Annotated in this window: 24 protein-coding genes, 1 other RNA gene and 1 riboswitch; of the genes, 20 read left to right on the top strand and 5 right to left on the bottom strand. The window is 41.6% G+C overall.

Features of this window, described 5'->3' with window-relative positions:
* The first annotated feature begins 168 nt into the window (after nucleotides 1–168).
* Nucleotides 169–1,668: an alkaline phosphatase family protein gene (locus tag ABDZ72_RS09605; RefSeq protein WP_343752598.1), complete on the top strand. Its 1,500-nt coding sequence runs from the start codon at nucleotides 169–171 to the stop codon at nucleotides 1,666–1,668.
* Nucleotides 1,669–1,723: 55 nt separating this feature from the next.
* On the opposite strand, the gene ptsP is transcribed toward ABDZ72_RS09605, so the two are convergent.
* Entirely contained in the window at nucleotides 1,724–3,430 is a 1,707-nt protein-coding gene (gene ptsP / locus ABDZ72_RS09600) for a phosphoenolpyruvate--protein phosphotransferase (protein WP_343752597.1), read from the bottom strand.
* Nucleotides 3,431–3,699: 269 nt separating this feature from the next.
* On the opposite strand from ptsP, the gene secG reads away from it, so the two are divergent.
* The 6 genes from secG (at nucleotide 3,700) to ABDZ72_RS09570 (ending at nucleotide 8,940) form a co-directional block, all read left to right on the top strand.
* The gene (gene secG / locus ABDZ72_RS09595) at nucleotides 3,700–3,933 is read left to right on the top strand and encodes a preprotein translocase subunit SecG (RefSeq protein ID WP_343752596.1); all 234 of its coding nucleotides are present in this window, start codon (nucleotides 3,700–3,702) and stop codon (nucleotides 3,931–3,933) included.
* 111 nt (nucleotides 3,934–4,044) lie between these two features.
* Nucleotides 4,045–4,791 (top strand): alpha/beta hydrolase, encoded by a 747-nt coding sequence (locus ABDZ72_RS09590; protein WP_343752595.1) that lies wholly within the window; start codon nucleotides 4,045–4,047, stop codon nucleotides 4,789–4,791.
* Between the two features lie 49 nt (nucleotides 4,792–4,840).
* Complete coding sequence (rnr, locus tag ABDZ72_RS09585) at nucleotides 4,841–7,030, top strand: ribonuclease R (protein ID WP_343752594.1); 2,190 nt, start codon at nucleotides 4,841–4,843, stop codon at nucleotides 7,028–7,030.
* 105 nt (nucleotides 7,031–7,135) lie between these two features.
* Nucleotides 7,136–7,603: an SsrA-binding protein SmpB gene (gene smpB, locus ABDZ72_RS09580; protein WP_343752593.1), complete on the top strand. Its 468-nt coding sequence runs from the start codon at nucleotides 7,136–7,138 to the stop codon at nucleotides 7,601–7,603.
* Nucleotides 7,604–7,718: 115 nt separating this feature from the next.
* Nucleotides 7,719–8,082: a transfer-messenger RNA gene (gene ssrA / locus ABDZ72_RS09575) on the top strand.
* Nucleotides 8,083–8,298: 216 nt separating this feature from the next.
* A complete protein-coding gene (locus ABDZ72_RS09570) occupies nucleotides 8,299–8,940 on the top strand; it encodes an NUDIX hydrolase (protein ID WP_343752592.1) in 642 nt (213 codons plus the stop codon).
* A gap of 40 nt (nucleotides 8,941–8,980) precedes the next feature.
* On the opposite strand, the gene ABDZ72_RS09565 is transcribed toward ABDZ72_RS09570, so the two are convergent.
* Together ABDZ72_RS09565 and tenA are read right to left on the bottom strand one after the other, a co-directional pair.
* Complete coding sequence (locus tag ABDZ72_RS09565; protein ID WP_343752591.1) at nucleotides 8,981–9,796, bottom strand: ZIP family metal transporter; 816 nt, start codon at nucleotides 9,794–9,796, stop codon at nucleotides 8,981–8,983.
* 281 nt (nucleotides 9,797–10,077) lie between these two features.
* Nucleotides 10,078–10,764 carry a thiaminase II gene (gene tenA / locus ABDZ72_RS09560; protein WP_343752590.1) on the bottom strand — a complete coding sequence of 229 codons (687 nt, stop codon included), beginning with the start codon at nucleotides 10,762–10,764 and terminating at the stop codon, nucleotides 10,078–10,080.
* Between the two features lie 84 nt (nucleotides 10,765–10,848).
* Nucleotides 10,849–10,949: riboswitch (TPP riboswitch) on the bottom strand.
* Between the two features lie 158 nt (nucleotides 10,950–11,107).
* On the opposite strand from tenA, the gene ABDZ72_RS09555 reads away from it, so the two are divergent.
* Nucleotides 11,108–13,372, top strand: coding sequence for an Eco57I restriction-modification methylase domain-containing protein (locus ABDZ72_RS09555; protein ID WP_343752589.1), 2,265 nt, complete (start codon nucleotides 11,108–11,110; stop codon nucleotides 13,370–13,372).
* Between the two features lie 165 nt (nucleotides 13,373–13,537).
* Here the strand turns inward: ABDZ72_RS09555 and trhA are convergent, their stop codons facing one another.
* Nucleotides 13,538–14,185: a PAQR family membrane homeostasis protein TrhA gene (trhA, locus tag ABDZ72_RS09550; RefSeq protein ID WP_343752599.1), complete on the bottom strand. Its 648-nt coding sequence runs from the start codon at nucleotides 14,183–14,185 to the stop codon at nucleotides 13,538–13,540.
* Between the two features lie 232 nt (nucleotides 14,186–14,417).
* On the opposite strand from trhA, the gene ABDZ72_RS09545 reads away from it, so the two are divergent.
* A complete protein-coding gene (locus ABDZ72_RS09545; RefSeq protein ID WP_343752588.1) occupies nucleotides 14,418–15,422 on the top strand; it encodes an LLM class flavin-dependent oxidoreductase in 1,005 nt (334 codons plus the stop codon).
* A gap of 52 nt (nucleotides 15,423–15,474) precedes the next feature.
* On the opposite strand, the gene ABDZ72_RS09540 is transcribed toward ABDZ72_RS09545, so the two are convergent.
* Nucleotides 15,475–16,500, bottom strand: coding sequence for an aromatic acid exporter family protein (locus ABDZ72_RS09540; protein WP_343752587.1), 1,026 nt, complete (start codon nucleotides 16,498–16,500; stop codon nucleotides 15,475–15,477).
* A gap of 270 nt (nucleotides 16,501–16,770) precedes the next feature.
* Here ABDZ72_RS09540 and ABDZ72_RS09535 point away from each other — a divergent pair, with 270 nt between their 5' ends.
* The 11 genes from ABDZ72_RS09535 (at nucleotide 16,771) to ABDZ72_RS09490 (ending at nucleotide 24,483) form a co-directional block, all read left to right on the top strand.
* Nucleotides 16,771–17,283, top strand: coding sequence for a C40 family peptidase (locus ABDZ72_RS09535; protein ID WP_425542371.1), 513 nt, complete (start codon nucleotides 16,771–16,773; stop codon nucleotides 17,281–17,283).
* Nucleotides 17,284–17,755: 472 nt separating this feature from the next.
* The gene (locus ABDZ72_RS09530; protein ID WP_343752586.1) at nucleotides 17,756–18,280 is read left to right on the top strand and encodes a sigma-70 family RNA polymerase sigma factor; all 525 of its coding nucleotides are present in this window, start codon (nucleotides 17,756–17,758) and stop codon (nucleotides 18,278–18,280) included.
* Nucleotides 18,273–19,370, top strand: a complete 1,098-nt coding sequence (locus ABDZ72_RS09525; protein WP_343752585.1) for a DUF4179 domain-containing protein — start codon at nucleotides 18,273–18,275, stop codon at nucleotides 19,368–19,370. Before ABDZ72_RS09530 ends, ABDZ72_RS09525 begins: the two co-directional genes overlap by 8 nt.
* A gap of 475 nt (nucleotides 19,371–19,845) precedes the next feature.
* Entirely contained in the window at nucleotides 19,846–20,166 is a 321-nt protein-coding gene (locus tag ABDZ72_RS09520) for a hypothetical protein (RefSeq protein WP_343752584.1), read from the top strand.
* Between the two features lie 636 nt (nucleotides 20,167–20,802).
* A complete protein-coding gene (locus ABDZ72_RS09515; RefSeq protein ID WP_343752583.1) occupies nucleotides 20,803–21,000 on the top strand; it encodes a hypothetical protein in 198 nt (65 codons plus the stop codon).
* A gap of 800 nt (nucleotides 21,001–21,800) precedes the next feature.
* Nucleotides 21,801–21,881 carry a putative holin-like toxin gene (locus ABDZ72_RS14440; RefSeq protein WP_425542372.1) on the top strand — a complete coding sequence of 27 codons (81 nt, stop codon included), beginning with the start codon at nucleotides 21,801–21,803 and terminating at the stop codon, nucleotides 21,879–21,881.
* Nucleotides 21,882–22,173: 292 nt separating this feature from the next.
* Nucleotides 22,174–22,947, top strand: coding sequence for a DUF3221 domain-containing protein (locus ABDZ72_RS09510; RefSeq protein ID WP_343752582.1), 774 nt, complete (start codon nucleotides 22,174–22,176; stop codon nucleotides 22,945–22,947).
* 127 nt (nucleotides 22,948–23,074) lie between these two features.
* On the top strand, nucleotides 23,075–23,248 hold the full coding sequence (locus ABDZ72_RS09505; protein ID WP_343752581.1) for a hypothetical protein: 174 nt from the start codon (nucleotides 23,075–23,077) through the stop codon (nucleotides 23,246–23,248).
* Nucleotides 23,249–23,345: 97 nt separating this feature from the next.
* The gene (locus ABDZ72_RS09500) at nucleotides 23,346–23,660 is read left to right on the top strand and encodes a hypothetical protein (RefSeq protein WP_343752580.1); all 315 of its coding nucleotides are present in this window, start codon (nucleotides 23,346–23,348) and stop codon (nucleotides 23,658–23,660) included.
* 97 nt (nucleotides 23,661–23,757) lie between these two features.
* Nucleotides 23,758–23,985: a DUF6007 family protein gene (locus tag ABDZ72_RS09495; protein WP_343752579.1), complete on the top strand. Its 228-nt coding sequence runs from the start codon at nucleotides 23,758–23,760 to the stop codon at nucleotides 23,983–23,985.
* Between the two features lie 72 nt (nucleotides 23,986–24,057).
* Nucleotides 24,058–24,483 carry a YrvL family regulatory protein gene (locus tag ABDZ72_RS09490; RefSeq protein WP_343752578.1) on the top strand — a complete coding sequence of 142 codons (426 nt, stop codon included), beginning with the start codon at nucleotides 24,058–24,060 and terminating at the stop codon, nucleotides 24,481–24,483.
* The last annotated feature ends 123 nt before the right edge of the window (nucleotides 24,484–24,606 follow it).

Genomic DNA, 24,606 nt, shown 5'->3' with positions numbered 1-24,606 from the left:
ATTAAAGAACAATTCAGGTTCTTGTTCGCATCTTTGATGGATCAAAACTGTAGTTTTTCACCAGTCTTCTAGATGCCAATGAAAGAATAAATAAAAATAAATCGGACAGTAATAAGAAAGAACCTTTATTTTGGGGAAGATCTATGACATATAGTGAGGGTGAACAGAGTGGATCAACATGTAAAACCGCGAAAGCCAGTCATTTTATTAAATATTGATTCTTTGATGCCTGAACCGCTAGAAATAGCTGTACAAACCGGACGTGCACCCGCTTTGAAGTTTTTAATGGAAAATGGCAATTATATTCCTAATATGGTCAGTTCATTTCCTACCATGTCAGTAACCATTGACAGCAGTCTTTTGACTGGTACTTATGCTGATAAGCACAAAATTCCTGGTTTAAACTGGTTTGATGAGTCCAAAAATGAAGTTATTAACTACGGGACGGGATTCAGGGAGACGAATAAGTCAGGGCTCAAAAAAACAGTCCATAACATGCTTTACCGGTTGAATAATCAACATTTGAGCAGTAATGTCAAAACGATTTATGAAGAATTGGCCGATAAGGGAATTCGATCGGCTTCCATTAATTCCTTTGTCTATCGCGGCAATACTCCACAAAAATTGCAAGTTCCCGGACTGCTTCGCGGATTGACCCGATTTAAGGATGGTCAGTGGACAACGGAAGCACCATCGATTTTTTCGTTAGGTGTCTTTTCCAAACTGCGTAAAAGAAGTATGGCAACTCAAATTGCTGCCGGAAATTATAAATATACAGCCCGTGAGTTGCGTCATTTAATTCGCCAAAATAAACTTCCGGGATTTACGTTTTGTATCTTTCAAGACTTGGATTTTCGTATTCATTTTAAAGGACCCATGGATATAAAGGGGATTGCCAAAATTGACCGCCAGATCCAAAAAACATTGAATCTATACTCAAGCTGGGAAGAAGCGCTTAACAGAAATGTATGGATGGTTATGGGCGATAACGGTCATGCCCCGATGGGTTCCAATTATCGAGATTTCTTAATTGATCTGCGTAAAATCCTGAAAAACTATCGTATCGCACGAATTCGGCGATCCATACGCAAAAAAGACCAGGTGGTACTAAGTGTGAACCAGCGCATGGCTTATATTTATATACTGGATAATACATTGCCACTCTCTGCTATTGTCGAGCAACTGAAGAAAGATCACCGGATCGATGTCATTGCCAGGAAGACCGACGACGGCATTTGCATCGACTCAGGGATGAGAGAAGGGTCGTTGTACTATCGTCCAGATGGCGACTATTCGGACATATACCAACAAACATGGGACATAAAAGGAAATACTGAACTTTTGGATCTAACGGTAACGCGTAACAAAACCATTTCCTATGGGGATTATCCCGATGCATTAGCTCGTGTTTATGGTGCATTACATTCTCAGCCAGGTCGTTTTATCGTCGTTAATGCCAAGCCGGGTTGTGAATTTAAAGCACAGTCGACACCATTTCATCTTGGTGGCGCTGCGCACGGTTCCTTGCATAAACAAGAAACACTAGTTCCTTTGATGATTGCAGGAACCACTCTTGAGCCAAAATACCCTCGGTTTGTCGATATGAAAGCTTTTCTGTTGGAGCTCATAGAGAAGAATGGAAAAGAGACGAGCAAGGACAGTTATTAAACAGTAAACAAAAAATCCCGTTCCCCATATAAAGAGGGATACGGGATTTTCATCGTTATACCGTTTTTTCGTTAATAAATTCAATCACTTCGTCCGTCGTGTTCATTGCCAACAGTTTTTCGTTAAAGGATGCCATTGTTTCTTTGGACAATCCTCTGATTTGTGTGCGGGCCGGGAGGATGGACGTTGCGCTCATGCTGAATTCATCAAGCCCGAGCCCTAATAATGCCGGGATGGCGATCGTGTCACCGGCCATTTCACCGCACATGCCGACCCATTTATTTTCGTTGTGGGCTGCGTCGATCACATTTTTCACAAGGGTCAAAATAGCCGGGTGGTACGGCTGGTATAAATACGAGACGCGCTCGTTCATCCGGTCAGCAGCCATAGTGTATTGAATCAAGTCATTGGTGCCGATGCTGAAAAAGTCTACTTCTTTGGCGAATTGTGGCGCTGTTACAGCAGTGGAAGGAATTTCGACCATAATGCCGACATCGATATCATCAGCAACATCCGTTCCTTCCTTGGTCAGGTTTTGTTTTTCGTCGGAGAAAATCGCTTTAGCCTGACGGAACTCGTCAAGCGTGGCAATCATCGGAAACATGATTTTAAGATTGCCATACACGCTGGCACGTAATAGAGCCCGCAGTTGTGTCCGGAAGATGCCTTCGTTTTCCAAACAGAAACGAATGGCCCGGAATCCAAGAAACGGGTTAAGCTCATCGGGCAAATCCAAGTAATCAAGTTCCTTATCCCCGCCAATATCAAGGGTGCGGACAACAACCGGTCTATCTCCCATTTTTTCCAGAACGGATTTATAAGCGTCGTACTGCTCTTTTTCGGTTGGAAGCTGGCTTTTTCCCATGTATAAAAATTCGGTGCGGTACAAACCAATGCCTTCGCCGCCGTTATCAATGACGCCATCAACGTCTTGCGGATTTCCAATATTGGCCGCCAATTCTACCTGGTTGTTATCAGCAGTCATCGTCGGTTCATCTTTTAGCTTGGCCCACTCCTGTTTTTGTTCTTCAAACTTAGCTTGTTTCTTTCGATAGGCATCAAGGTCTGCTTCGGAAGGACGGACGACTACGTTTCCCTCGAGACCGTCCACAATAACTATGTCGTTTTGCTGGACGGAGCTGGTTACTTCTTTGGTGCCGACGACAGCAGGGATCTCCATTGAACGAGCCATGATAGCGGAATGGGATGTTCGTCCACCTGTATCCGTGGCAAATCCCTGGACAAACTGACGATTTAATTGAGCGGTGTCAGATGGTGTCAAATCTCCGGCAATGATAATGACTTCCTCATCAATTAATGCAGGATCCGGAAACGTTACCCCGAGCAAGTGGGCCAATACCCGTTTGGTGACGTCCTGAATATCAGCTGCACGTTCGCGCATATAGGCGTTATCCATATTGTTGAACATGTCAATGAACGTGTTGGTTGTTTCTTCGAGTGCCGCTTCGGCCATAACGTGATCGCCAGTGATTTTATCTTTTATCGGTCCAATCAGTTCCGGATCGTCAAGGACAAGCAAGTGTGCTGAAAAAATTTCTGCCTGCTCGTCGCCCATTTCTTCCTTCGTATGGTCTTTTATTTTTTCCAATTCCTGTTTGGACGCAGCAAGTGCTTCGTCCAATCGTTTAATTTCGCTGTCCGGGTCATCAATGGGTTTCGTTTCATATGTTAGCTCCGGTGTGACAAGCTGATAGGCTTTAGCAATCGCTATGCCACTGGATGCAGCAATGCCTTCGATCATTTTGGGACCAACCTCTCCAAAGAATTTACTTCTTCACTTTTGTATTATTTTACACGTTTTTGTCGGATTGAATCAAGACATGTCAACTTGCGGTATGAGCCGGTTCAACCACTGGAAGATATGGGTGTACAGTTGTATGAATCATTCATCCATTTCAACAAGTTGTCGCGTTGATCATATTCCAACCAAACTCAAAAAGCTTGCGATAAATCGTATGATTATGCTAAAGTACAAATAGGTATTTGCCGGTTGAGGAGGTGCTTGAAGGAATGGAAGGGTTTGTCCATATTGTATTGCTGATTGATGCTATTATTATGATTGTTCTTGTTTTGCTGCAATCCGGCAAAAGCGCTGGTCTTTCCGGTGCGATTTCCGGCGGAGCGGAGCAGCTGTTTGGTAAACAAAAAGCACGCGGCGCAGACTTATTCCTGCACCGTGCCACCATTGTGACTGCAGTATTGTTCTTTGTGCTGGCTTTTTTAAGTGCATATATTTTACAATAATCTATGAGCCCTTATCGCAGCAATGTGATAAGGGTTCATTTATTTTTAAAAGATCGTCATCAGGGTAATGTATAACAGATGGCACGATGCACAAGAGGAGATGAAACCGTTATGAAGATAAAATTGCCGCAGCCATTCACGTTTGAAGCCGGACCTAGGGCAGTATTGCTGCTGCATGGGTTTACCGGACATACAGCCGATGTACGCATGCTTGGCCGTTTTCTGGAATCGAAAGGGTATACGAGTCATGCCCCCATATACCGCGGCCACGGACAAGAACCTGAAGAATTGATTAAAGCCGGGGCGGATGAATGGTGGGAAGACGCTGCTCAGGCTTACCATCATCTGCAACAACTCGGGTATTCTGAAATAGCCGTTGCCGGATTGTCCCTGGGAGGCGTGCTTGGATTAAAATTGGCCTATTCCAAACAGGTGAAAGGGGTTATCCCGATGTGTGCCCCCATGTTTTTTGATAACCAGGAACAATTGACGAAAGGGTATCGGTGGAAAGCGAAACAATTCAAGCAACTGGAAGGTAAAGACCATGATACGATCGAAACCGAAGTCCAGGCGCTTGTTGATCAGTCCCGTGGCATGTTCAGTGACCTGGGTAATTTAATAACGGAAGTCCATGACCATGTCGATACGATTTACACCCCGACATTCGTTGTTCAGGCCGGCCAGGACGACATGATCAACACCGATAGCGCGGCCTATATTTATGACCATGTGGAAGCGGATCAGAAAGGCATCAAATGGTATAACGAATCCGGTCACGTCATCACCATGGACAAGGAAAAAGAGCAGCTGCATGAGGATATTTATCAGTTTCTTGAGTCGCTTGATTGGAATATATGATTATAAATCGGAAAAAACGTGAATAATACCAAAGAAAGCAGGTGAAAAAATGACTGATACGATGGTTGAACGAGTACGAAATTACTTTAACGAACATAGTGAAAAACCGCTGGCTGTCGATGAACTGGAGGAAGAACTGGGGTTGCAGGAAGCCGTGGAATTCAAGGAGCTAGTGAAAGCTCTTAATGAACTTGAAGAAAGCGGTGAGCTTGTCCGGACACGGAAGAACCGCTTCGGCCTGCCGGAAAAAATGAACCTTGTCCGCGGCAGTATTCAAATGCACGCGAAAGGATTTGCTTTTCTGATTCCGGACGATGAGAAACAATCGGATATTTACATTCATCATTCCGATTTGTCGTCTGCGATGAACAAGGATAAAGTTCTGGTCCGTATTGAAAAAAGAAATAGCGACGGAAGCAAGCCTGAAGGAACAGTCATTCGAATTTTGGAGCGTGCCACCCATCAAGTTGTCGGAACGTTTGACGATAATGGATCGTTCGGCTTTGTCATTGCGGATGATAAACGGATACCCAACGATCTGTTTATACCGAAAAATCAAACGGGTGGTGCTGTCACTGGCCATAAAGTCATCGCGTATATTACTAAATACCCGGAAGGACGGATGAGCGCGGAAGGCCAGGTTGTCCACATCCTTGGTCATAAGAACGATCCCGGCATTGATATTATCTCGATTATTTATAAGCATGGCATTAAAATGGATTTCCCGGAAGAGGTGCTGGAACAAGCTGCTCAGACGCCGGAGGAAATCGATCCGTCTGAACTGAAAAACCGGCGTGACCTGCGCGACAAACAAATTGTCACCATTGACGGAGCGGACGCCAAAGATCTCGATGATGCTGTATCCGTTCAGAAATTGGACAATGGCCATTATCAGCTCGGTGTCTATATTGCTGATGTCAGTTATTACGTTGAAGAAAACACACCGATTGACAAGGAGGCATTGGAACGCGGAAACAGTGTCTATTTGGTCGACCGGGTCATTCCGATGATTCCGCATCGGTTATCCAATGGCATTTGCTCGCTTAATCCGCAAGTTGATAGACTGACATTAGGGTGTGAGATGGAAATAAATGAGAAAGGTAACGTTATCCATCACGAGATTTTTCAGAGCGTGATTAAAACCGACGAACGCATGACGTACCGCGATGTCAATAAAATCCTCGTTGATCAGGATGAACAAGTCCGTGACCACTTTAAAACGCTCGTCCCTATGTTTGAAAATATGGAGAAACTCGCGGAAATATTACGCGGCAAACGAATGGGGCGCGGTGCCATCGATTTTGATTTTAAGGAAGCGGAAATATTGGTGGATGATCAAGGCAACCCGGATGATGTTGTGGTAAGAGAACGATCTGTTGCTGAGCGTCTGATTGAAGAATTCATGCTGGCTGCCAATGAAACCATTGCTGAGCATTTTCATTGGATGGATGTCCCATTTATTCACCGGATTCACCAAGACCCGGATGAAAGCAAACTTCAACATTTTTTTGAGTTTATTGCCGGTCTCGGATACGTGGTGAAAGGAACGGCCAATGACATTCACCCGCAGGCGTTGCAGAAAGTTATTGAAGAGGTGAAAGGCAAGCCGGAAGAAATGATTGTTTCCAAGCTGATGCTGCGCTCTATGCAGCAGGCAAAATATGACCCGCAAAGCGTGGGGCATTTTGGGTTGGCAACGGATTTTTACACCCATTTCACATCGCCCATTCGACGCTATCCGGATTTGATTGTACACCGATTGATCCGGACGTATCTGATTGACAAACAGGTTGATAAGAATACGGTGCAGTACTGGCAAGACCGGATGCCGGAGATTGCCCGCCACGCTTCCGAAACCGAACGGGCGGCAGTGGACGCGGAACGAGAGACGGACGATTTGAAAAAAGCCGAATTTATGCAGGATAAACTCGGTGAGGAATTCACGGGTGTCATTAGTTCCATTACGAATTTCGGGCTGTTTGTTGAACTGGAAAACACGATCGAAGGCCTTGTGCATGTCAGTTATCTGACGGATGACTATTACCACTATGACGAACGCAATCACGCCATGATCGGTGAACGGACCGGCAACATGTACCGTATTGGTGAAGAAGTCGATGTGCGGGTGGCCAAAGTCGATTTGGAGGAACGAGGGGTTGATTTTGAGCTGGCGAATCCCGCCCCCGGAGCAAAGAAAAAGGGACAAAAAAAGATAAAGGCAAAAAAAGCTAAAAAATAACCTGCGTAAAGATGTTTATGACAGGAAATGGACACGGTCATTATTGGCATAGCTGCTTTTTTTCTGTTACAATAATATGCACGAGGTAGTGGGAGGAAAGTACGTATGCCAAAAGGAACCGGAAAAGTCATTGCACAGAATAAAAAAGCAAGGCATGATTTTTCGATAGAAGAAACCATCGAAGCGGGTATTGTTTTAAGAGGAACGGAGATTAAATCCATTCGTGCCGGGCGCATTAATCTGAAGGACTCTCACGCCCGCATTGATCGCAATGGGGAGTTGCAGTTAGTCAACATGCATATTGCGCCATATGAGCAGGGCAATCAGTTTAATCACGATCCCACCCGGTCGCGCAAATTGCTCCTGCACCGTAAAGAAATTGACAAACTGATCGGTCACATTCAACAAAAAGGCTACTCCCTCGTTCCATTGAAAGTTTATATTAAGAATGGTGTTGCAAAAGCGCTTATCGGAGTAGGGAAAGGGAAAAAGAAATACGATAAGCGGGAAGACTCGAAACGGAAGCAAATGAAACGTGATGCTGATCGTGCTATTAAGGAAAGCATGAAGTGATCACCAGTTTCAGTTGACTTTTGCTTCAGACGTGTTATAATAAAACTAGTCGCAATGGCGACATTAAATGAATAGTGCTCGTTCCTTCCAGGCGCATTCTCCATCTTTTGAATATGGGGGCGTTACGGATTCGACAGGGATGGATCGAGCTCGGACTGCGCGTCGAGGTTACGTCTCGTAAAACGTTATCGCTAAATATAAACGGCGAAGATAACGAAGAACCTGCTTTAGCAGCTGCCTAAGCAGTGCTAAAGCGATCCTTCCTGCCATCGCTCGCGTGGCAGATTGAAGGGTCTCAAATGAAGCGGGCTATTCCTTCATCCACCGTCTGAGGATGTTGGCTGAAACGAATCAGACTAGCTGTCCGGAAGCCCGTTGGCAGGCTGAAGGATATGCGAATCACAATATGCTAACTATGCGTGTAGACGTCCGGGTGGCGATATCTCTGGACGTGGGTTCGATTCCCACCGTCTCCACCAATACATATGTTGGTGGTTTTTTAATGTTTTGACATTTGGCATCACATATTTCATATATTGTAATGAAATGGAGTTAAAAAAGTGACGAATGATGCCAATAAATATCCGATACCGAATCCCCTGTTGGTCATGCTTCCGTGACTGTTTCAAAGGGGATTTTTTGCTTGATTATATAACATGTCATAAAAGAATTCTTATCAGATGGAGGTGCATTCATTGGATTCATCAGATATTATCGCTAAGCTTAAACAGCATGAACCATCCATTCTTGGGCGGGAAAAATACCGGGAATATGGTGTTTTGATTCCACTCATAGAAACTGAGCAAGGGGAGACTCATGTTTTATTTGAGGTGAGAGCCATGACCATGCGCAGCCAGCCGGGAGATGTATGTTTTCCGGGTGGCAAGATGGACGGTTATGATGAGGATGAGCAGCAATGTGCCATCAGGGAAACATCGGAGGAATTGGGACTTGACTCCTCAGCCATACGGGACGTGTTTCAACTGGATTATCTTATTTCTGAATCGCGGATTGTTTATCCGTTTGTTGGACGAATCATGCAACCGCAACAAATGAGCCCAAATGAATCGGAAGTGGAACGGATCTTTACCGTGCCGCTGTCTTTTTTTTTGCATAGCGAGCCGGAGATCTATCAAGTTGCGTATCATCCTGTGCCTGAGAAGGACTTCCCATTTGAACTCATTCAAGGCGGTAAAAACTATAACTGGAACGCACGTAGCAGAGACGAACTTTTCTATCAATACAACGGGAATGTCATTTGGGGCATGACGGCGCTGATTATAAACCATTTCGTTCACCTGATACAGGCTGCGGATAAGACGCGGACAGAGGGATGATCAACGGAACGATACCTTACCCGCATGCCGCTATATCCCGCTATCCCAGTGCGACATCGAGTATCATCATAATGGTAAAACCGAACATGATACTCATGGAGGCGAGGTCGGTATTTCCATTTTCCTGCGACCCCGGAATAACTTCTTCAGCCACAACGAAAATCATCGCACCTGCAGCAAAACTTAATGCATAAGGCAACAGGGGTTGCATAATGGTGACGGCGAGTGCTCCGATGATTCCGGCGATGGGTTCGACGACGCCGGATGCCTGCCCGTAGGCGAAACTTTTTCCCCGGGACATTCCTTCACGTCGGAGCGGCATCGACACGGCCAATCCTTCAGGAAAGTTCTGAATGCCGATACCGAGCGCCAGCGCAATGGCTCCTCCTAGCGACGCGGTCGGCAAATCGGCGGCAATGGCTCCGAACGCGACACCAACCGCAAGTCCTTCCGGAATATTATGCAGTGTGATAGCTAAAACAAGAAGTGTACTGCGTCTTTTTCTGTCCGGATTGATCCCTTCAGCCTCATCCATAGCTAACCCGGGATGAAGATGCGGGAGCAGTTTATCGGATGCCCAGAGGAAAACGCCGCCAAGCAAAAACCCTATTGCGGCTGGAGCCCATGCCGGTAAGGGTCCGCCTTCCGCCTTTTCCAATGCCGGTGACAGCAGGGACCAAAAACTTGCAGCAATCATGACACCCCCGGCAAAGCCGAGCATACTATCCATGAAACGCTGATGGAAGCCTCTCGTTGCAAAAACGAGCGCGGCACCGAGTGCGGTCATGCCCCATGTAAAAAGTGTGGCAATGGTTGCCTGTGCGATCGGGTTTAAATCCAAAAAATAATCAAACATGATGAATGGTCTCCTTCTTTTGTTTCTTCACTAACAAACTATGTTTAATTAATGAAAACTTGATTCAAGTAACTATTTTTATTTTGCATAGCCTTAAAAGTTTACCTCAGGAAACTTTTATTGGTTTCAGAAACATAGTACAATCATTACCATCCCATGTCAATTATAGGATCTGTCTATTGAAAAAAATCATACCGCTTGGCATCTCTATGACCGTTGTCCACAAAAAACTTCCTCTTAGGTTGTCAGGCAGACACAAAAGAGGAAGTTTCCAGCTGTTGTTAGACGGTTTGTGCAACAGGCCACATGGATATATTTTCTGCCATATCCCAAAACATATACTCAAAGTAACTCGTTTTGACGACGATTTCCTCCAATTCTTTTAGTTCGTGTTCCGGTTTGTCTTTCCCGATGTCGTCAATTAGATCAATGCAGTTTTTGGCAATGTTGGCAAACGCGTCAGATGAATACATTTTGACCCAGTTGCCATATAACTCATGTTCGGTACCATTTGGCCATGTGGCAAGTTCGTTTCCGATAAAGTTATAACTCCATGCGCAGGCAAGAACCGCTGCGATTGCGTTTTCAACACCGCCGCTCTGCGCTTTGTTCAACATATAGCTTGTATAGGCAGTGACAGTGGCGGATGGTTCGGTTGCTTCCAATTCATCTTTTGTAATACCGAATTTGGATGCGTATTCCCGGTGTAAATCCATTTCTTCGTTCATGGTCCCGTGCAGAAGATTGGCGAAAATGGTCATCGTCTTTAAGTCACGCGCTTTTGATGCCCCGATGGCGAAAATGCGCGAGTACTCCATTAAGTAAATGTAGTCCTGTTTCATAAAATGCTTAAACTTTTCCACATCGAGCGTTCCGTCCCCAATCCCTTTGACAAAGGGGTGCTCCAAATACGAGTTCCATAAAGGCTCCACCCGTTTAAAAATACGATCGCTGAACGATTGTTCCAAAATAAAAACTCCTCTCTTAATCACTAAGAGGGAGCAGTTTCTTATGTACTCGGTAACTATCGCCATTGGATAGTGTGGCGAATCATACAATCATCTCCACTTCCCTACGCCAGTATGAACTGGATCAGGTTCAAAGGGTCAAGTCTTACCTTTCTCAGCAGCGAAATGCTCCCCTAGTGTCGTTGTTTTATTATTGTATTTGATTCAATCAAAACATATAACGTTATGCGTGTCAATATATTTGTCAAAATTTTTACTCATTGGATCAATGGGTGTCATTTGCCACGTGTTCAACGCGTTATGCTATGATGTATACAATGACCAGGCTGAAAGTGGGGAAAGGATGCAGTATTCAACAGACGGGCGAATGACGAGGATCAACCGTAGCGATAGAGAGCAGGAACAAGCTGTTGCCAAAAAGTTTTACGCAGACTATCGATACGTATGGCAAACATTGGTCGCACACGTACAGAATCAAACGACGGCGTACGGTGCGCCGGTGATGTTTGAAACCATACAAAAGCTTCTCAACCGATTGCTCGTTGTTTGTTTTTGTGAAGATAACCATTTGCTGTCAAACAATCGATTGCGTCATCTTGTGCAAGCGGCCAAACAGTCGTCGGACGACAGCGGTACCGGAATATGGTGTCGACTGAAAGAACTGTTTTTTTCGATGAATCAAGACAACTTCAATCGATTGAATGGTGAGTTATTTCAAGTCGATCCGGTACTGGACCAAATCATTATTCAAGACCATATGTTCTGCCTGGTTGAAAACATAACGAGATACGACTTTTCCACAGACGTTAGCGTCAATATACTCGGCTATGTATTTGAACAATCGATGAACGATCTGGAAAAAATAAAATCGGATATGACAGAGGCCCCGGGGCAGGGGAGACGAAAGAAAGAGGGGATATTCTACACATCCCCCGATGTTACCAAGCGATTGCTGGACGAAACATTACAGCGATGGATGGATGATAGAAAACGGGAATTGCAAGCGGTATCCCGATCACACCTTTACGATCAACTTCAGAAACAATTGCAATCTGTTACCATATTGGACCCGGCTGCGGGCAGTGGTGCTTTTTTGAACATGGCGCTGGACAGTGTCGTGTCAGAATGGGAAACAATCCATAAAAAACGCCAGGAAACACAAGACGGACAAGTAAATATAACCGATATCAGCCGATATATCGTAAATCATAATTTGTTCGGTGTTGACCGGAATGATGAGAGCATTGAGATAGCTAAATGGTCGCTATGGTTAAAAACAGCGACTACATATGATGAATTAACGTCACTTGATGCTCATTTGCAAACGGGAAATTCAATTATCGATCAACCGGATGTCTCGGATGAGGCATTCGACTGGCATCAGGCATTTCCGGACGTCATGAATGCGGGCGGATTTGATATCATTATCGGCAATCCTCCGTATGTCTTTACCAGAGATAACGGGTTCAGTGATGATGAAAAAGCCTACTTTAACAGCCATTATGATTTAGTGGACTATCAAATGAATACCTATTTATTATTTATAGAACGGTCGTATCATTTGTTAAAAGAAGGCGGGTGGTTTGCGTTTATTGTTCCTAATACGTGTTTGACGATTGATTCATGTAAGAAAATGCGTCGTTTTCTGCTGGAGCAGACGGGTCATTTAAAAATCATTAATATATACGACCGGATGTTTGAACAGGCCGGTGTTGATACATGTTTTATTATTTTTCAAAAACGTACACCGACAACTGTCAAGCTTGGGGAGTTTACTGACGGTCATGTCACAATTGTTGCCGACGTGGAGCCGGATGAATTAACGGATGAGCAAAGTATTATAAATATATCACTCATGAAAAACAAACAAGCTGTGGAATTGATGAAAAAAATTGAAAACACCAGTTTGGATCTGGGCTCCGTTGCGACTGTCAAGTCAGGATTGGTGGCTTATGAGGTTGGTGAAGGCATTCCGGTTCAGACAAAAGAAATGAAAGAAAATCGAGTCTATCACAGTGATTATCAAGTTGATGACACCTACTGGCGATACCTCGATGGGCGTGATGTTTGCCGGTATCATCTGAATTGGGGAGGGAAGTGGCTTCAATACGGTGCTAATCTGGCTGCCAAACGGCAAAAAGAGCTATTCACGAAACCAAGAATTTTAGTCAGACAGATCCCCTCTCAAGCAATGTATGCGATTCATGCTGTCTACACGGAAAAAGCGCTATTAAATGATCGCAATGCCAATAACATCATCGACTGCCGTATGGATCCCTTGTTTTTATTGGGTGTGATTAATTCCACTGTGATGACGTTTTGGTTTATGAATAAATTTGACAAATTTCAGCGAAAAACATTTCCGCAATTGAAGGTGAAGGATCTGAAAATGTTCCCTGTACCGGATGTTTCCGAACAAAAGCAAAAACGTATTTCCCAATTCGTGGAACAGATGCTGCACGTTCAACGTGATAAAAATACGGATGAATGGAATGAAGAGGAAGCCCGGTTAAATAAACAGATCGATCAGTGGATAGCAGATGCGTTTGGTCTAAGCGAGGAAGAAATCAAACGAATGGAAGCGAATCTGGCAGAAAGTGTGAATTAAGCTTTTGGGAGGCTTACGTTATTTGTGATATACTGATTTAAATGATTTGAAGGAGTCGTTGCTATGGCCAGTGGATCGCATGAATACTAGAATGGAGCAGATATAGTGTGAACCAACCTTCTGTAGGTATGTGCAGAGGGTTGGTTCAATGCTCGTCACATCATTTTAAAGGACGTAACCATACACGCAAATAAAGTGACATAGACTGCCGACTAAAATGAATATGTGAAAAATCTCGTGAAATCCCATGTGTTTAAATGAGAGAAATTGTGGTTTCTGCCAATATATTAACGCACCGATCGTGTAAAATACCCCGCCGAGAATGAGCATCAGCAACCCGTTAGTGCCAATGATTGGTGCAAGCGCCGGGATGTAAAAAATAGCGACCCAGCCCATTCCTACATACAATGCGGTTGACAGCCACCTGGGTGCGTGGAACCAGACAAGCTTAAAGGTAACCCCCATGAACGCTAGTCCACTTATAACGGCAAATAAAATCCATCCCACCGTGCCGCTTAAACTGATCAGGCACAACGGGGTATACGTGCCGGCAATCAGGACAAAAATCATGGAATGGTCAACGCGACGTAAAAAAGCGATAATATGGTCGCGTGCAACAACCATATGGTATGTCGCAGAGGCGCTGTACAAGAGAATCAAACTTGCACCGAATACGACTACGGCCGCCACTGCCAGTCCGGACTGGGACGTGACTGAGGCTTTCATAACCAATGCAAGTAATCCGAAAACAGACAATATGGCCCCGAATAAATGGGTCAGTCCATTTATAGGTTCGCGAATAGACATACGCAAAACATCCTTATCTGACGAGCTGTCATCCTCATCTCTGAACATGGGTCACACCACATTCAGAGGGGATAAACCGCCCGTATTTCTGATTCCTTCAACGAATCATCGGTGAGTGATAAAACCGCCCGCTGATTGACGTTTCGTTAAAGTATGTATCCACCATAAACGTCCACGCTATTGTTTTCAACCCAAATGGACACATCATCGGTATTATCATGAGAAAGAAGGGTGTAATATGAAACTAAGCATATTGGATCAATCCCCAATTTCAACGGGCGCATCGGCACGTGAAGCACTGCATGCATCGGTGGATCTGGCCAGAGAAGCTGATGCGTTAGGGTATCATCGCTATTGGATAGCTGAACATCATGACATGGATGGGTTGGCATGTCCGAATCCGGATGTCTTTCTGGGAATCATCGGGTCGCAAACCGAACGAATACGGATAGGTGCGGGTGCCGTGTTACTGCCGCATTATAAACCGTTCCGTGTTGCGGAAACGTATAACATGCTGGCAACCTTGTATCCAGGGCGCATTGACTTGGGAATCGGCCGTGCGCCGGGAGGATCTGCGGAAGCATCCATCGCGCTGTCCGGCAATTTTTTGAAAAATGTCCGTCATATGCCGGAAACCATTGATGAATTGCGTATGTTTTTACATGGTGGTTTTCCAAAGGATCAACATAACGCAAAAATCAAACCGTCCCCTGTGCCAGCCATCCCACCCGATATGTGGTTGTTGGGAACAAGTGAAAAGAGTGCGCAGGCAGCCGCTGAACAGGGTATTCCGTATGCATTCGGGCAATTCATGAGCGATCAGGATGGCCCACGGGTTATGCAGACCTATATGGATACCGTCACGGCAAACGATCAATATACCCCGCCACGTAAACTCGCAGCGGTATCGGTTGTCTGTGCTGAAACGACCGAAAAGGCGAGAGAACTCGCTTTAAGCAATCAGTTATGGCGAATTCAGCAGGCAAAAGGGGAGGGGGATGGCAAGGTACCTTCTGTTGAAGCAGCAAAACGTTACAAATATACCGACGAGGACTTGGCCATGATTCGCGAAACAGCCAATCAAATGATCATCGGCAACCCTCAAGACGTCAAGCAAGCGCTCACCCAAATGCAGACGTTATATAACACAGATGAATGGATGATTGTGACCATTACCCACAGTTATGAAGCCAGAAAAGAATCATACCGGTTAATCGCCGATGAAATGTTGGCGGACAGCTGATCATCCGGGATGGTCCATTCACGAAAAAAATGATTCATCCCGAATGGACCATTTACTGTTTTTGATAATATCGTTCGACAAGGTTATAGATGGAGACAAGCTCATACAGCATAATAATCCTTGGACGAAAGCTGGTTCGATACTGTTTTTTATTGATAGCGATCTCCTCACTATGATCCCAAAATAGTCCGGTCAATTGCTCAAGCCGTTCCCTATGGTCCTCTTGATTATATAAATGAGGATCTTTAAGGGATGCGGCCAATTTTGTTGCGGTATTCCGGATAATCACCTTGTCGTCGTCGGTCAATTCCAGATTGTTGAATGACGTATGAATCAAATTGCCGATGTGATAATGAATGACTTGCAGACGCTTGAGTTGATACTGTTCCGCTTGAAATTGCTTCCATTCATTTCCGGTAAGTGGATGATATTTGGTCTCCTCTTTTTGATACCGGATGAGCTCTTCCGTTTGATGAATGAATTCATCGACTTGGTCGGCCATTTCCTCCTCGATAACAGTGATGCGTTTTTCCCCATCCAGTATGTCATTAATCAATTGTTCAAAGGAAACCCCTGTTTTGTACGCAATTGTACGCAGGCGTTTGCTAATTTCTTCTGTATAGTCCGGTGGCAACATAAACAAATTAACGACTGTTGAGACAACCAGACCTGTTGTTGTCGTTCCAAGCCGGATAAAAAATGACATAAGGAAACTGCTGTGTATGACTTCCACCATAGCAACCGACGTCAGTGTTGCAACAAGCACACCTGAATGCAGTTTAAACCGCACGCACGTTGTAATGGTAAATACAGCAGACAGCGTGTAGGTCAATGGCGAATTGCCGAATAATGATATAAATAGCACAGCATACGCTGATCCGATGGCCGATGCTGGAAAACGCACAAACCCTTTCTTGATGGAGTCTGATACAGTCGGTTCCAATGTAACAATGGCTGTTATGACTGCAAAAACAGGCGGCCAGTCCAACAGAATACAAATCCACGCTGTAATAAAAATGGCTACACCGGTTTTAATGATGCGGCCGCCCATCAACTTCATATGTTTTTTCCGTTTCATCTGTTTCACTCCGCAATAATTTCTACCATCTATTTTTCCAATTTATTCGTTCATTTGCAACCATTTGTAACAAGAAAAGCCTGTAAAATAAAAAACAGTCATTTGAAATACAATTGTAATATTCCTATTATATGTATGTCATATTTAAATGTTATAATCCAATTATCATAAATCTATTAATACCTTTTTTCAAACATAGATTATTCGAACGATGGGCAATAGGTACATAGATTTCATTTCAAAATTTCAAGTAGAATGGGGGAGTAACTGTTGAAGCGAATTATTGGTTTCACAACAGGCATGGTCCTGGCGGGGAGTTTGTTTGTCACGGCTCCAGTCGGTGCGGAAACGTCGCATGATGTTAAAAACGAACGGTTATCGGTCCAGTCCAATCTGTCGAAAACGGAAGATGAAAATGACGATTTATCCGCTGTTATTGATGCCGGATATACACAAGTAGGAACGCCGTATGTATTTGGAGGAAAAGGTCCTGATGGTTTTGACTGTTCCGGATTTATATCATGGGCATTTGCACAAGCAGATATCTCCATTCCGTCAAGTACTGCAGCATTGCAGAATACGGGTGAACGTATCTCATACAGCGATGCACAGCCTGGCGATCTTGTTTTCTTTAATACATACAAAACGAATGGCCATGTAGGCATTTATCTCGGCAATGATAAATTCCTGGGTGCTCAATCAAGTGACGGGGTCAGTGTGGCCAGCATGAACAATACATACTGGAAGTCGCACTTTGCTGGACATGTGCGCCGGGTACGTTAATCAGATAAAAATCACAATACATATGAAAGAGTCACGTATAGTTCCTGTCCATTTGGATAACAGGAACTATTTTTTTATGACTTAAATGTTCTTGTTATAAAAGATGTTGTCAGGCTGATGAGAACACGCTCTATCATGAGGAAAGCAAAGTAGTAGAAAAGTGGTTGTCTGATGTTTATGAGTACCCAAAACAAGAGTGGATCCTGGGAAAAGGCAACAGCATCAGAACAATGAAGTTACTATAAAGGACTTGATTATTCAAGGAAACCTTATCCAAAACACTGAAACATGTGATAAGTTGAGGTTAAGTAAATTCACGTTATAGAGTTGTTTCTCGTTCATATATTTAAGGAAGCAGGGGTTGTCTCCTGCTTTTTTTATTCCGGTATGTTCAACTGGGCAAAAAAAGTGAAGCCAAATAATGATAACGTCCGTCTAATGGATAGGAATATATTCAAGGAAATGAAGGTGAGTGACAATTATTGATTTAGTTCACAAGGCTCAGAAAGGTAACGAAAAGGCTTTTTTAAAATTGTTCCAAGCGTACGAGGAGTACATTTATCGAGTGGCGTATTTGTATGTGAAAAATAAGGATGATGCCCTCGATGTTGTTCAGGAAACGGCTTATCGGTCGTTTAAGAAAATAGGCACACTAAAAAATGCGGATCACTTTAAAACATGGTTGATAAAGATAGCCATAAACTGTGCAACCGATATGCTGAGAAGGCAGAAGAAAGTCATTTACTTAAATCCCGAACACACGGATTTAACTGACACCGATGATAAGGACCTCCCATTGGCTTTGTCCTTACATGATTTGCTTGAAAACTTAAATGAAGGGGAAAAAAGCATTATTCTTTGGAGATTTTACCATGGTTATACGCTCAAAGAGATTTCGGAAATCGAGGAGCATCCATTGGGTACAATAAAATCGACTTATTATCGATCGTTGGCAAAACTTCGCAAACAGGTAAGGAGGGCTGATATGTATGAGTAATAAGGTCAAACGCGAGTTAGAAAAAATCGACATTCCAGACGAATTGCACGATAGAGCCAAATCAGGGGTGAAAAAAGCTAAAACAGAAACCAGAAGGTCGAAGCAAGCAGCTGGCAGACCAAGATTTTACAAAAGACTAATATTAGTTGCGACAGTTTTCCTGATGATTGGTTCAGCATTATCCTTTACTCCCGCTTTAGCAACTGTTCAACAGATATATGACCAAATTTTTTCAAGCCAGCATATTGATGACACAGGTGTAAGAATGGCACTTAAATCAGGGGAGGGGCAGATTCTGGATCAAACATATTACGATAAAAAACATGACATTACAGTGCATTTTGACAGAGTATTGACCGATGGTAAAGAGACTAAACTCCTGCTGACCTATCAGAGTGACAAGACCGATTTGCAGAATTATTATATTGACCTCTTTGAGGGTGTAAGCTCTATCAACCTGATTGTTGGAAATGAACAAAAGAGATTGGATAACGTGGGATGGGGAAGCAGATATTACAACAGTGAAAAAAACAAGGTTGCTGAAGCTTTATCATTTGATTCAATAAAAAATCATGAAGGACAGCAGATTAGTTTGGAGGTTGAGGACTTAACTATTTGGCGTGACGGAGATGGAGGAGAGGCCCAAACAACATGGCCAGTTGAATTTAAACTTAAACAATCCGCTATCTCGGAAAGGGAATCCGTAACAATCAATAAAGAATTCACCTTTAAAGATGAAACATATAAAATTAAGCATGTCGAGTTTTCAGAAATGGAAACAAGAGTGGTCGTTACCGGCTCTGACATAAAAGCCTGGACAGAAAATGGTACGAAAGTCAGAATGATGAGTAAGTTGGAAAAGCAATTCCTGAATCCAAGGGAAAACAGTAAAGAATACGGTTATAGGGCAGATGTTGAGAAATCCGGAGTATATCTAAAATCATCTGGCGAAAAAGTGGATCCTATTTACAGCAAGGGTGAAGTTGAGGGTGCGGATAATCAATTTGTGATGACCTTTGCTCCAGTCAAGGATAGACAAAAATACATTCTTGAAGTAGGTGAGGATATAGAAATTCCACTAACAAAGTAGGGTGTTCTCCAGCCTCTTAATGACCAGGATATACTTTTGTAAGGCGTTACCTGAATGTTAGGTATCGCCTTTCTATTTGTTTTCTACATGTACACGGGTGTGAACTGGAATAAAAATAAGCATTTGTAAAAACAAAGCGCTAACTAATCAAGCGTTTATGCCAATAAGTTAAGTGCATTTTTATAGAAAAAAGTATTGAGTTAATTATTGAAATTTGAAATACTTGTTATCAAGTTGAAGGTCACTATATGAATAAACACTCATAAAAGTAACAGATACTTTTGAAACTCATTATTATTAAATTAATAAGCTTTATGGAATATAAGTAAAGAAAAAATTTTTTGCTTTAAACGAAGGCATGTATTCGTCAATCGGGCGCCTATCTAATAAAACCGCGCCAATATCGAACATAAGGTCCAGATTGTAAAATAACGATTATCAATCTTTATGAAACGGAGGAAGGTATGATGTTCAGGTGAGTTTAACATATGGACTTTGGATTGGGTTATGCTGTATAGGAATTATTGCTGGAATATATCTAATAGTTAAAGATAAGAGTAGTGGGACAACAAAGCCAAAAGAAAAAAGAGAACTTCAAGCATCAATTTTCTTCACCTTTGTAATGTTTTGTATGTCCGTTGTTTCCTTCTTTGAAATAGGTATTTCACCTATGCTTTTTCTTTTTGCCTTTTCCTTTTTAATGGGGTCATTTATGGTGATCCACAGTTTCAAAAAAAGAAAAAATGAAGCGTACAAAACTAAAATTCTTACTCAATCGGGCGCGATTCTAGAATAAGAATTATGCCATTAAAGGGCCATTTTGTTGAATAAAAAAGTAAAATATAGAAGAAAAATCTAAGGAAAGGGAAAGTGTTTATTTTGAATGCGATATTAAAAAATATATTTCTCGGAATTGTAACGTTTATTATTGGTTATATTATTGTTTGGTTTTTTTCCGGTTCAAAAGGGAAAATTGAATTATCATATTATGCAGCAATCTCATACTCACTTATTTTTTTAGCAGCTGTTATTGTAGTCTGTACCGGAATAATAGCGAATAAGCTAGATAAGTTGTCTCGTCCTAACGATAAGCAGAATAAATAATTAATTTAATGGTGTTGTGGGCTTTTGGTTTTGGAGAAGGAGCGATGCATTTAAGGGCCTGGATTGTGATAGTGACTCCTTTCGTCCTTTGGGGCATTTTATATCCTATTCAATTCTTACGAAAAAGTAATATTTGGAGATGGCTTTGTTTTGCTTTTATGATTGTCATTCTTTATTTATGGGAAACAGGGTATGGCGCATTACTTCTGCGTACATTAGGCGTATAAAAGTATGCTGTGAAACAATCGGGCGCATATCAGGAATAAAGAAATGCGCTCATTACTGCTTGATCGGGCCATTATGCAGAACAAGTAAGGGGTAAATTATTATGTTATTTAATAATAAAGAACATCCGTGGCGTTTTGCTATTGGAGGTTGGGGAGCATTTGTCGTGGCGATTATTTTGTTCTTAATATTTGATTATAATATATATCTAGTGCTTGGTCTTTTAACCGCAGCAATAATTTTAACGATTGGGAACGCTATTAATGTGCTTTACACAAAATGGAAATCAAAGGAAGGGTAATTTTGGCCATTACCAGATATTAGCTTAAACAAACATTGACAATACAGTATTTCCTTGGTCGATTGTAAATAAGGGAATTCATCAGAATAAAAGCTATTCACATACAAATGGGGAAATTTATAGTTTTGAAGAAGCACAAAATTATAGTTCTAATAATACTTCAACAGTTGAAGAAATCAGGGTTTCAAGAACAAATTTTATTGAATTTTTGAGTCAACATTTAAATCAAATTATATATTTAAAACTTGAGATAAATGACGACCATTTACGTCGGTACCACTTAAGTTCTAAAGGTTTAGGAGATGATCTATATTTTTTAACGGAGAGTTATTATCGACGGAATGGTTTATTTAGTGATAAATATAGTATAACGGATTTCATAACACCAAAAGCTTTGCGAAAAATGAAAATGAAAGAAAAAAAGGATCTGGTATTTGAACATATGGTACCAAAAAATTTATTCCTGAAAGATTTGGTAAATAAAGCGAGAACTGAATTATACGTGTACTGTCACAAAAGATGAAAATAAATTATTACCTCGTACAAAGATGCAAGAAGGTTGGGATACCCATAATCCTTTTTATCGTTACCAGTTAGCGGGTATTGATTTTGTTGAGAATCCACACTCATATTAAGTGGAAAGATTCTAGGATGTGATTCTAGGGTCTTTTTCTATTTTAATAGGAATAAAAAAAGAAAGATCACTCCCTATAAAATAGTTATTTTTGTTACAATGGTGAAAGGTGTAATAAGGCTTTCATGGGTGGTGGCTCACTCCCCTGGAAAGGGGGTGATGCCTAATGACAGTATTTCAAACACTTTTGCTGATGATCACATTTGCATCATTAGTCGTGTCGATATTGTCAAGCACAAAAAAATAACCACCCTGCGAGCCTGACAAGCAAGTAGGTGGTTATTAAGCCTAACTTTGTGAGTCGCCCCCTTAAAGGGCTATTACACTCGGCCGATTGGTGTTTGCGCACCATTCGGTCTTTTTAGTATATGATTATCTAATTATATTATACCTCATTTTTAGGTATTTTTAAACAGATACAACGAGTTAAAATAATGGCATCTTCATTTATTGGGTGTTACCGCACCAACAACACCTAACGGATGAAGACAATCAAAACATTAAGGATTCGATGTTTGGCTAACAGGGAGGTTAAATCATTGAAACGAGTTCTTATATTCGCTATTCCTTTGTTACTCAGTCTGTCATTATTCGGATGTGGCACTGATATGGATTCAAATCCGGATGTAGAAGGCTATGTACTTAAAACAGATAAAGACAGGGTACTGGTTGCGGAGGATATTTCATCAGAGAAATTTGAAGAAATAAAAGATAAGACAGTCTCGGAATTCCGAGAACATACAAGTCAGCAAGATAAACTTGAGCTTATGTTTATAGATTATGATGACGCAGGTAAATTTGAAAAAGGAAATAAGATAAAAGCTTGGCTTGATGGCGGTGTCAATGATTCATATCCTGCCCAAGCTAAAGGTGAAAAGATTTCAGATTGTAATGGCACATTTTCGAATAATACAGATGAAAATGGGGGCTTATCAGGAGATAGTCCTCCCAGTGCGTATATAAAGATGAATAACAAAAAGTATGATACTAAACTGGGTTCATACTGCTGGAAAACCGGGTGTGTTGATAAAGTGGGCCTGGTTGAGCTATTAAAAGACCGGGAGCCTATACAAGTTCAAGCTGGTGAAAGCATAACTTTTGGAATGGAATACACTCCAAAGCCTAACGAAGTCCATCTTTCACAGATAATCAATGATAAAAAAACTAATGTAGAATTAAAAGGTAATCAGTTTACAGCTCCTAAGGAAAAAGGGATTTATTATTATAACTATAGCGTATGGTGGATGGATAAAGAAAAAGACAATGTCTCTCACGGTGATGCCTCTTATGCATTCGTTTTAGAAGTTAAATAAATGGACGCGATTGTCTAACAACTTTATTCCAACATCGGGCCAATTTGGGGAATAAATTTGAAACATTTAAGGGTTCCAAAACGTTATATATTATGAAACCTTATAATGAAATGAAAGGGGGATCACAATGAGTGTTAGTAGTTTCAGTTTAATCGGAACAATAATCTCGATAATTGTCATTGCACTTGTTCTTGCACTTGTTATTTATGCAATTAAGGCAATCATTAAACCGGGGACAAAATTTCAACAAAAACTAGATAAATTAGAAGAAGATGTTAATGATTTAAAAAACAATAAGTAGTATATCGTTTAAAGCAATAGGGCGCATATCAGGAATAAAGAAATGCGCCCATTACCGCTTGATTGTGCCATATTGCGGAATATAAGGAGTGGTAATGATGAAAGGTGAATGTTCGCACGATACGTATAAGATGGAAGCTGACTATGGCGCTGATCCTCTGTGGTGTTCAAAGTGTGGCTGTAACCTTGATATTGATGATTTTCCTCTTACTGATGAATTGAAATCTGAGTTAATGAATTGGGTCATCGAGTATGGAAAAATTCTAGAACAGACTGATTATGGCGAAAAAATAAAGCGTGATACGGCAGTATTAGTTAAATCTCATGATGAAAAAGGAATGAGTTTGTATCAAAAATTAAAATTCGAACTCGGAGATGAATACGAAGTAAATTATGTACATACATCAATTTGAACAGTAAATAAGGCAAAGGTGGCTTTGTTTTATCAATGTTCCTTCAATCATCGGGCGCCTATCTGGAATAAAGGCTTTCGCGACATAATAAATCTCGATGAAATGGGGGGTTCAGTTGGATGATAATTTAAAAGGTATTTTTGATAAAATGGAGATACTTGATCTAATATTTATAATCCCTATGTTTTTACTGTTTTCTTATTTGCCTAGCTATAATATTTGGAGCATATTATTTAACGTGATTATTGCTATATTCTTTGCGTTCGGTTTAGCAATGACGTTCCACACCCTTTTCGATTTTGTTAATAAAAAGAACAGTAATTAAAGTAATATGAACGGACGTAGCTATCGAACAAGGTTTGAGCCAGATCTCGGAAGTAGGGAGATTAATCAATATATGAAAGAAAATATAAAGAATATAATCGGAATGACACTATTCGTTATATTTATAATGGGCATTTTCATAGCGATTTACTTTTTTGGTATAGCAGGAATTTTTGAATTAATTGGTGTTCAGTATCAATCAATCTGGTCATTAATCATTTTTGTAATAAGTATCTTTATTCTGGGATTACCAGTTGATCTGGTTTTAGGTTCTATGGCTGAGTTAACTGTTGAAAAAATACGAGGTAAGATAACAGCATTTGTTATCCAATTTCTTTTTGGTTTTGTGACAAACTGGGTCGTTATTTTTATAGTAGATGTGTTTATGAGCGGTATTAATCTTTCACCTGGAGCAAAATTGGTCAGTTCATTGATACTAACTATTTTTGAGTCGGTATTTGGAAATGAAAAAAACAAACACAGAAAAGAAGCAGTTTGATATTTTTGGCTGACAAGCTTGTTCAATTATCGGGCGTCTATCCAGAATAAAGAAATATAATGGACCCAAGATTTTAGACACGAAAAAGGGAGATGTTAAGGTACTTTTATGAAACGTAAAAGC

It is taken from the genome of Lentibacillus halophilus (genome assembly GCF_039522485.1).
Lineage (GTDB): Bacteria > Bacillota > Bacilli > Bacillales > Amphibacillaceae > Lentibacillus > Lentibacillus halophilus.
The sequence above is the reverse complement of the archived record's forward strand: the minus strand, read 5'-3'. Positions and strand labels throughout refer to the sequence as shown.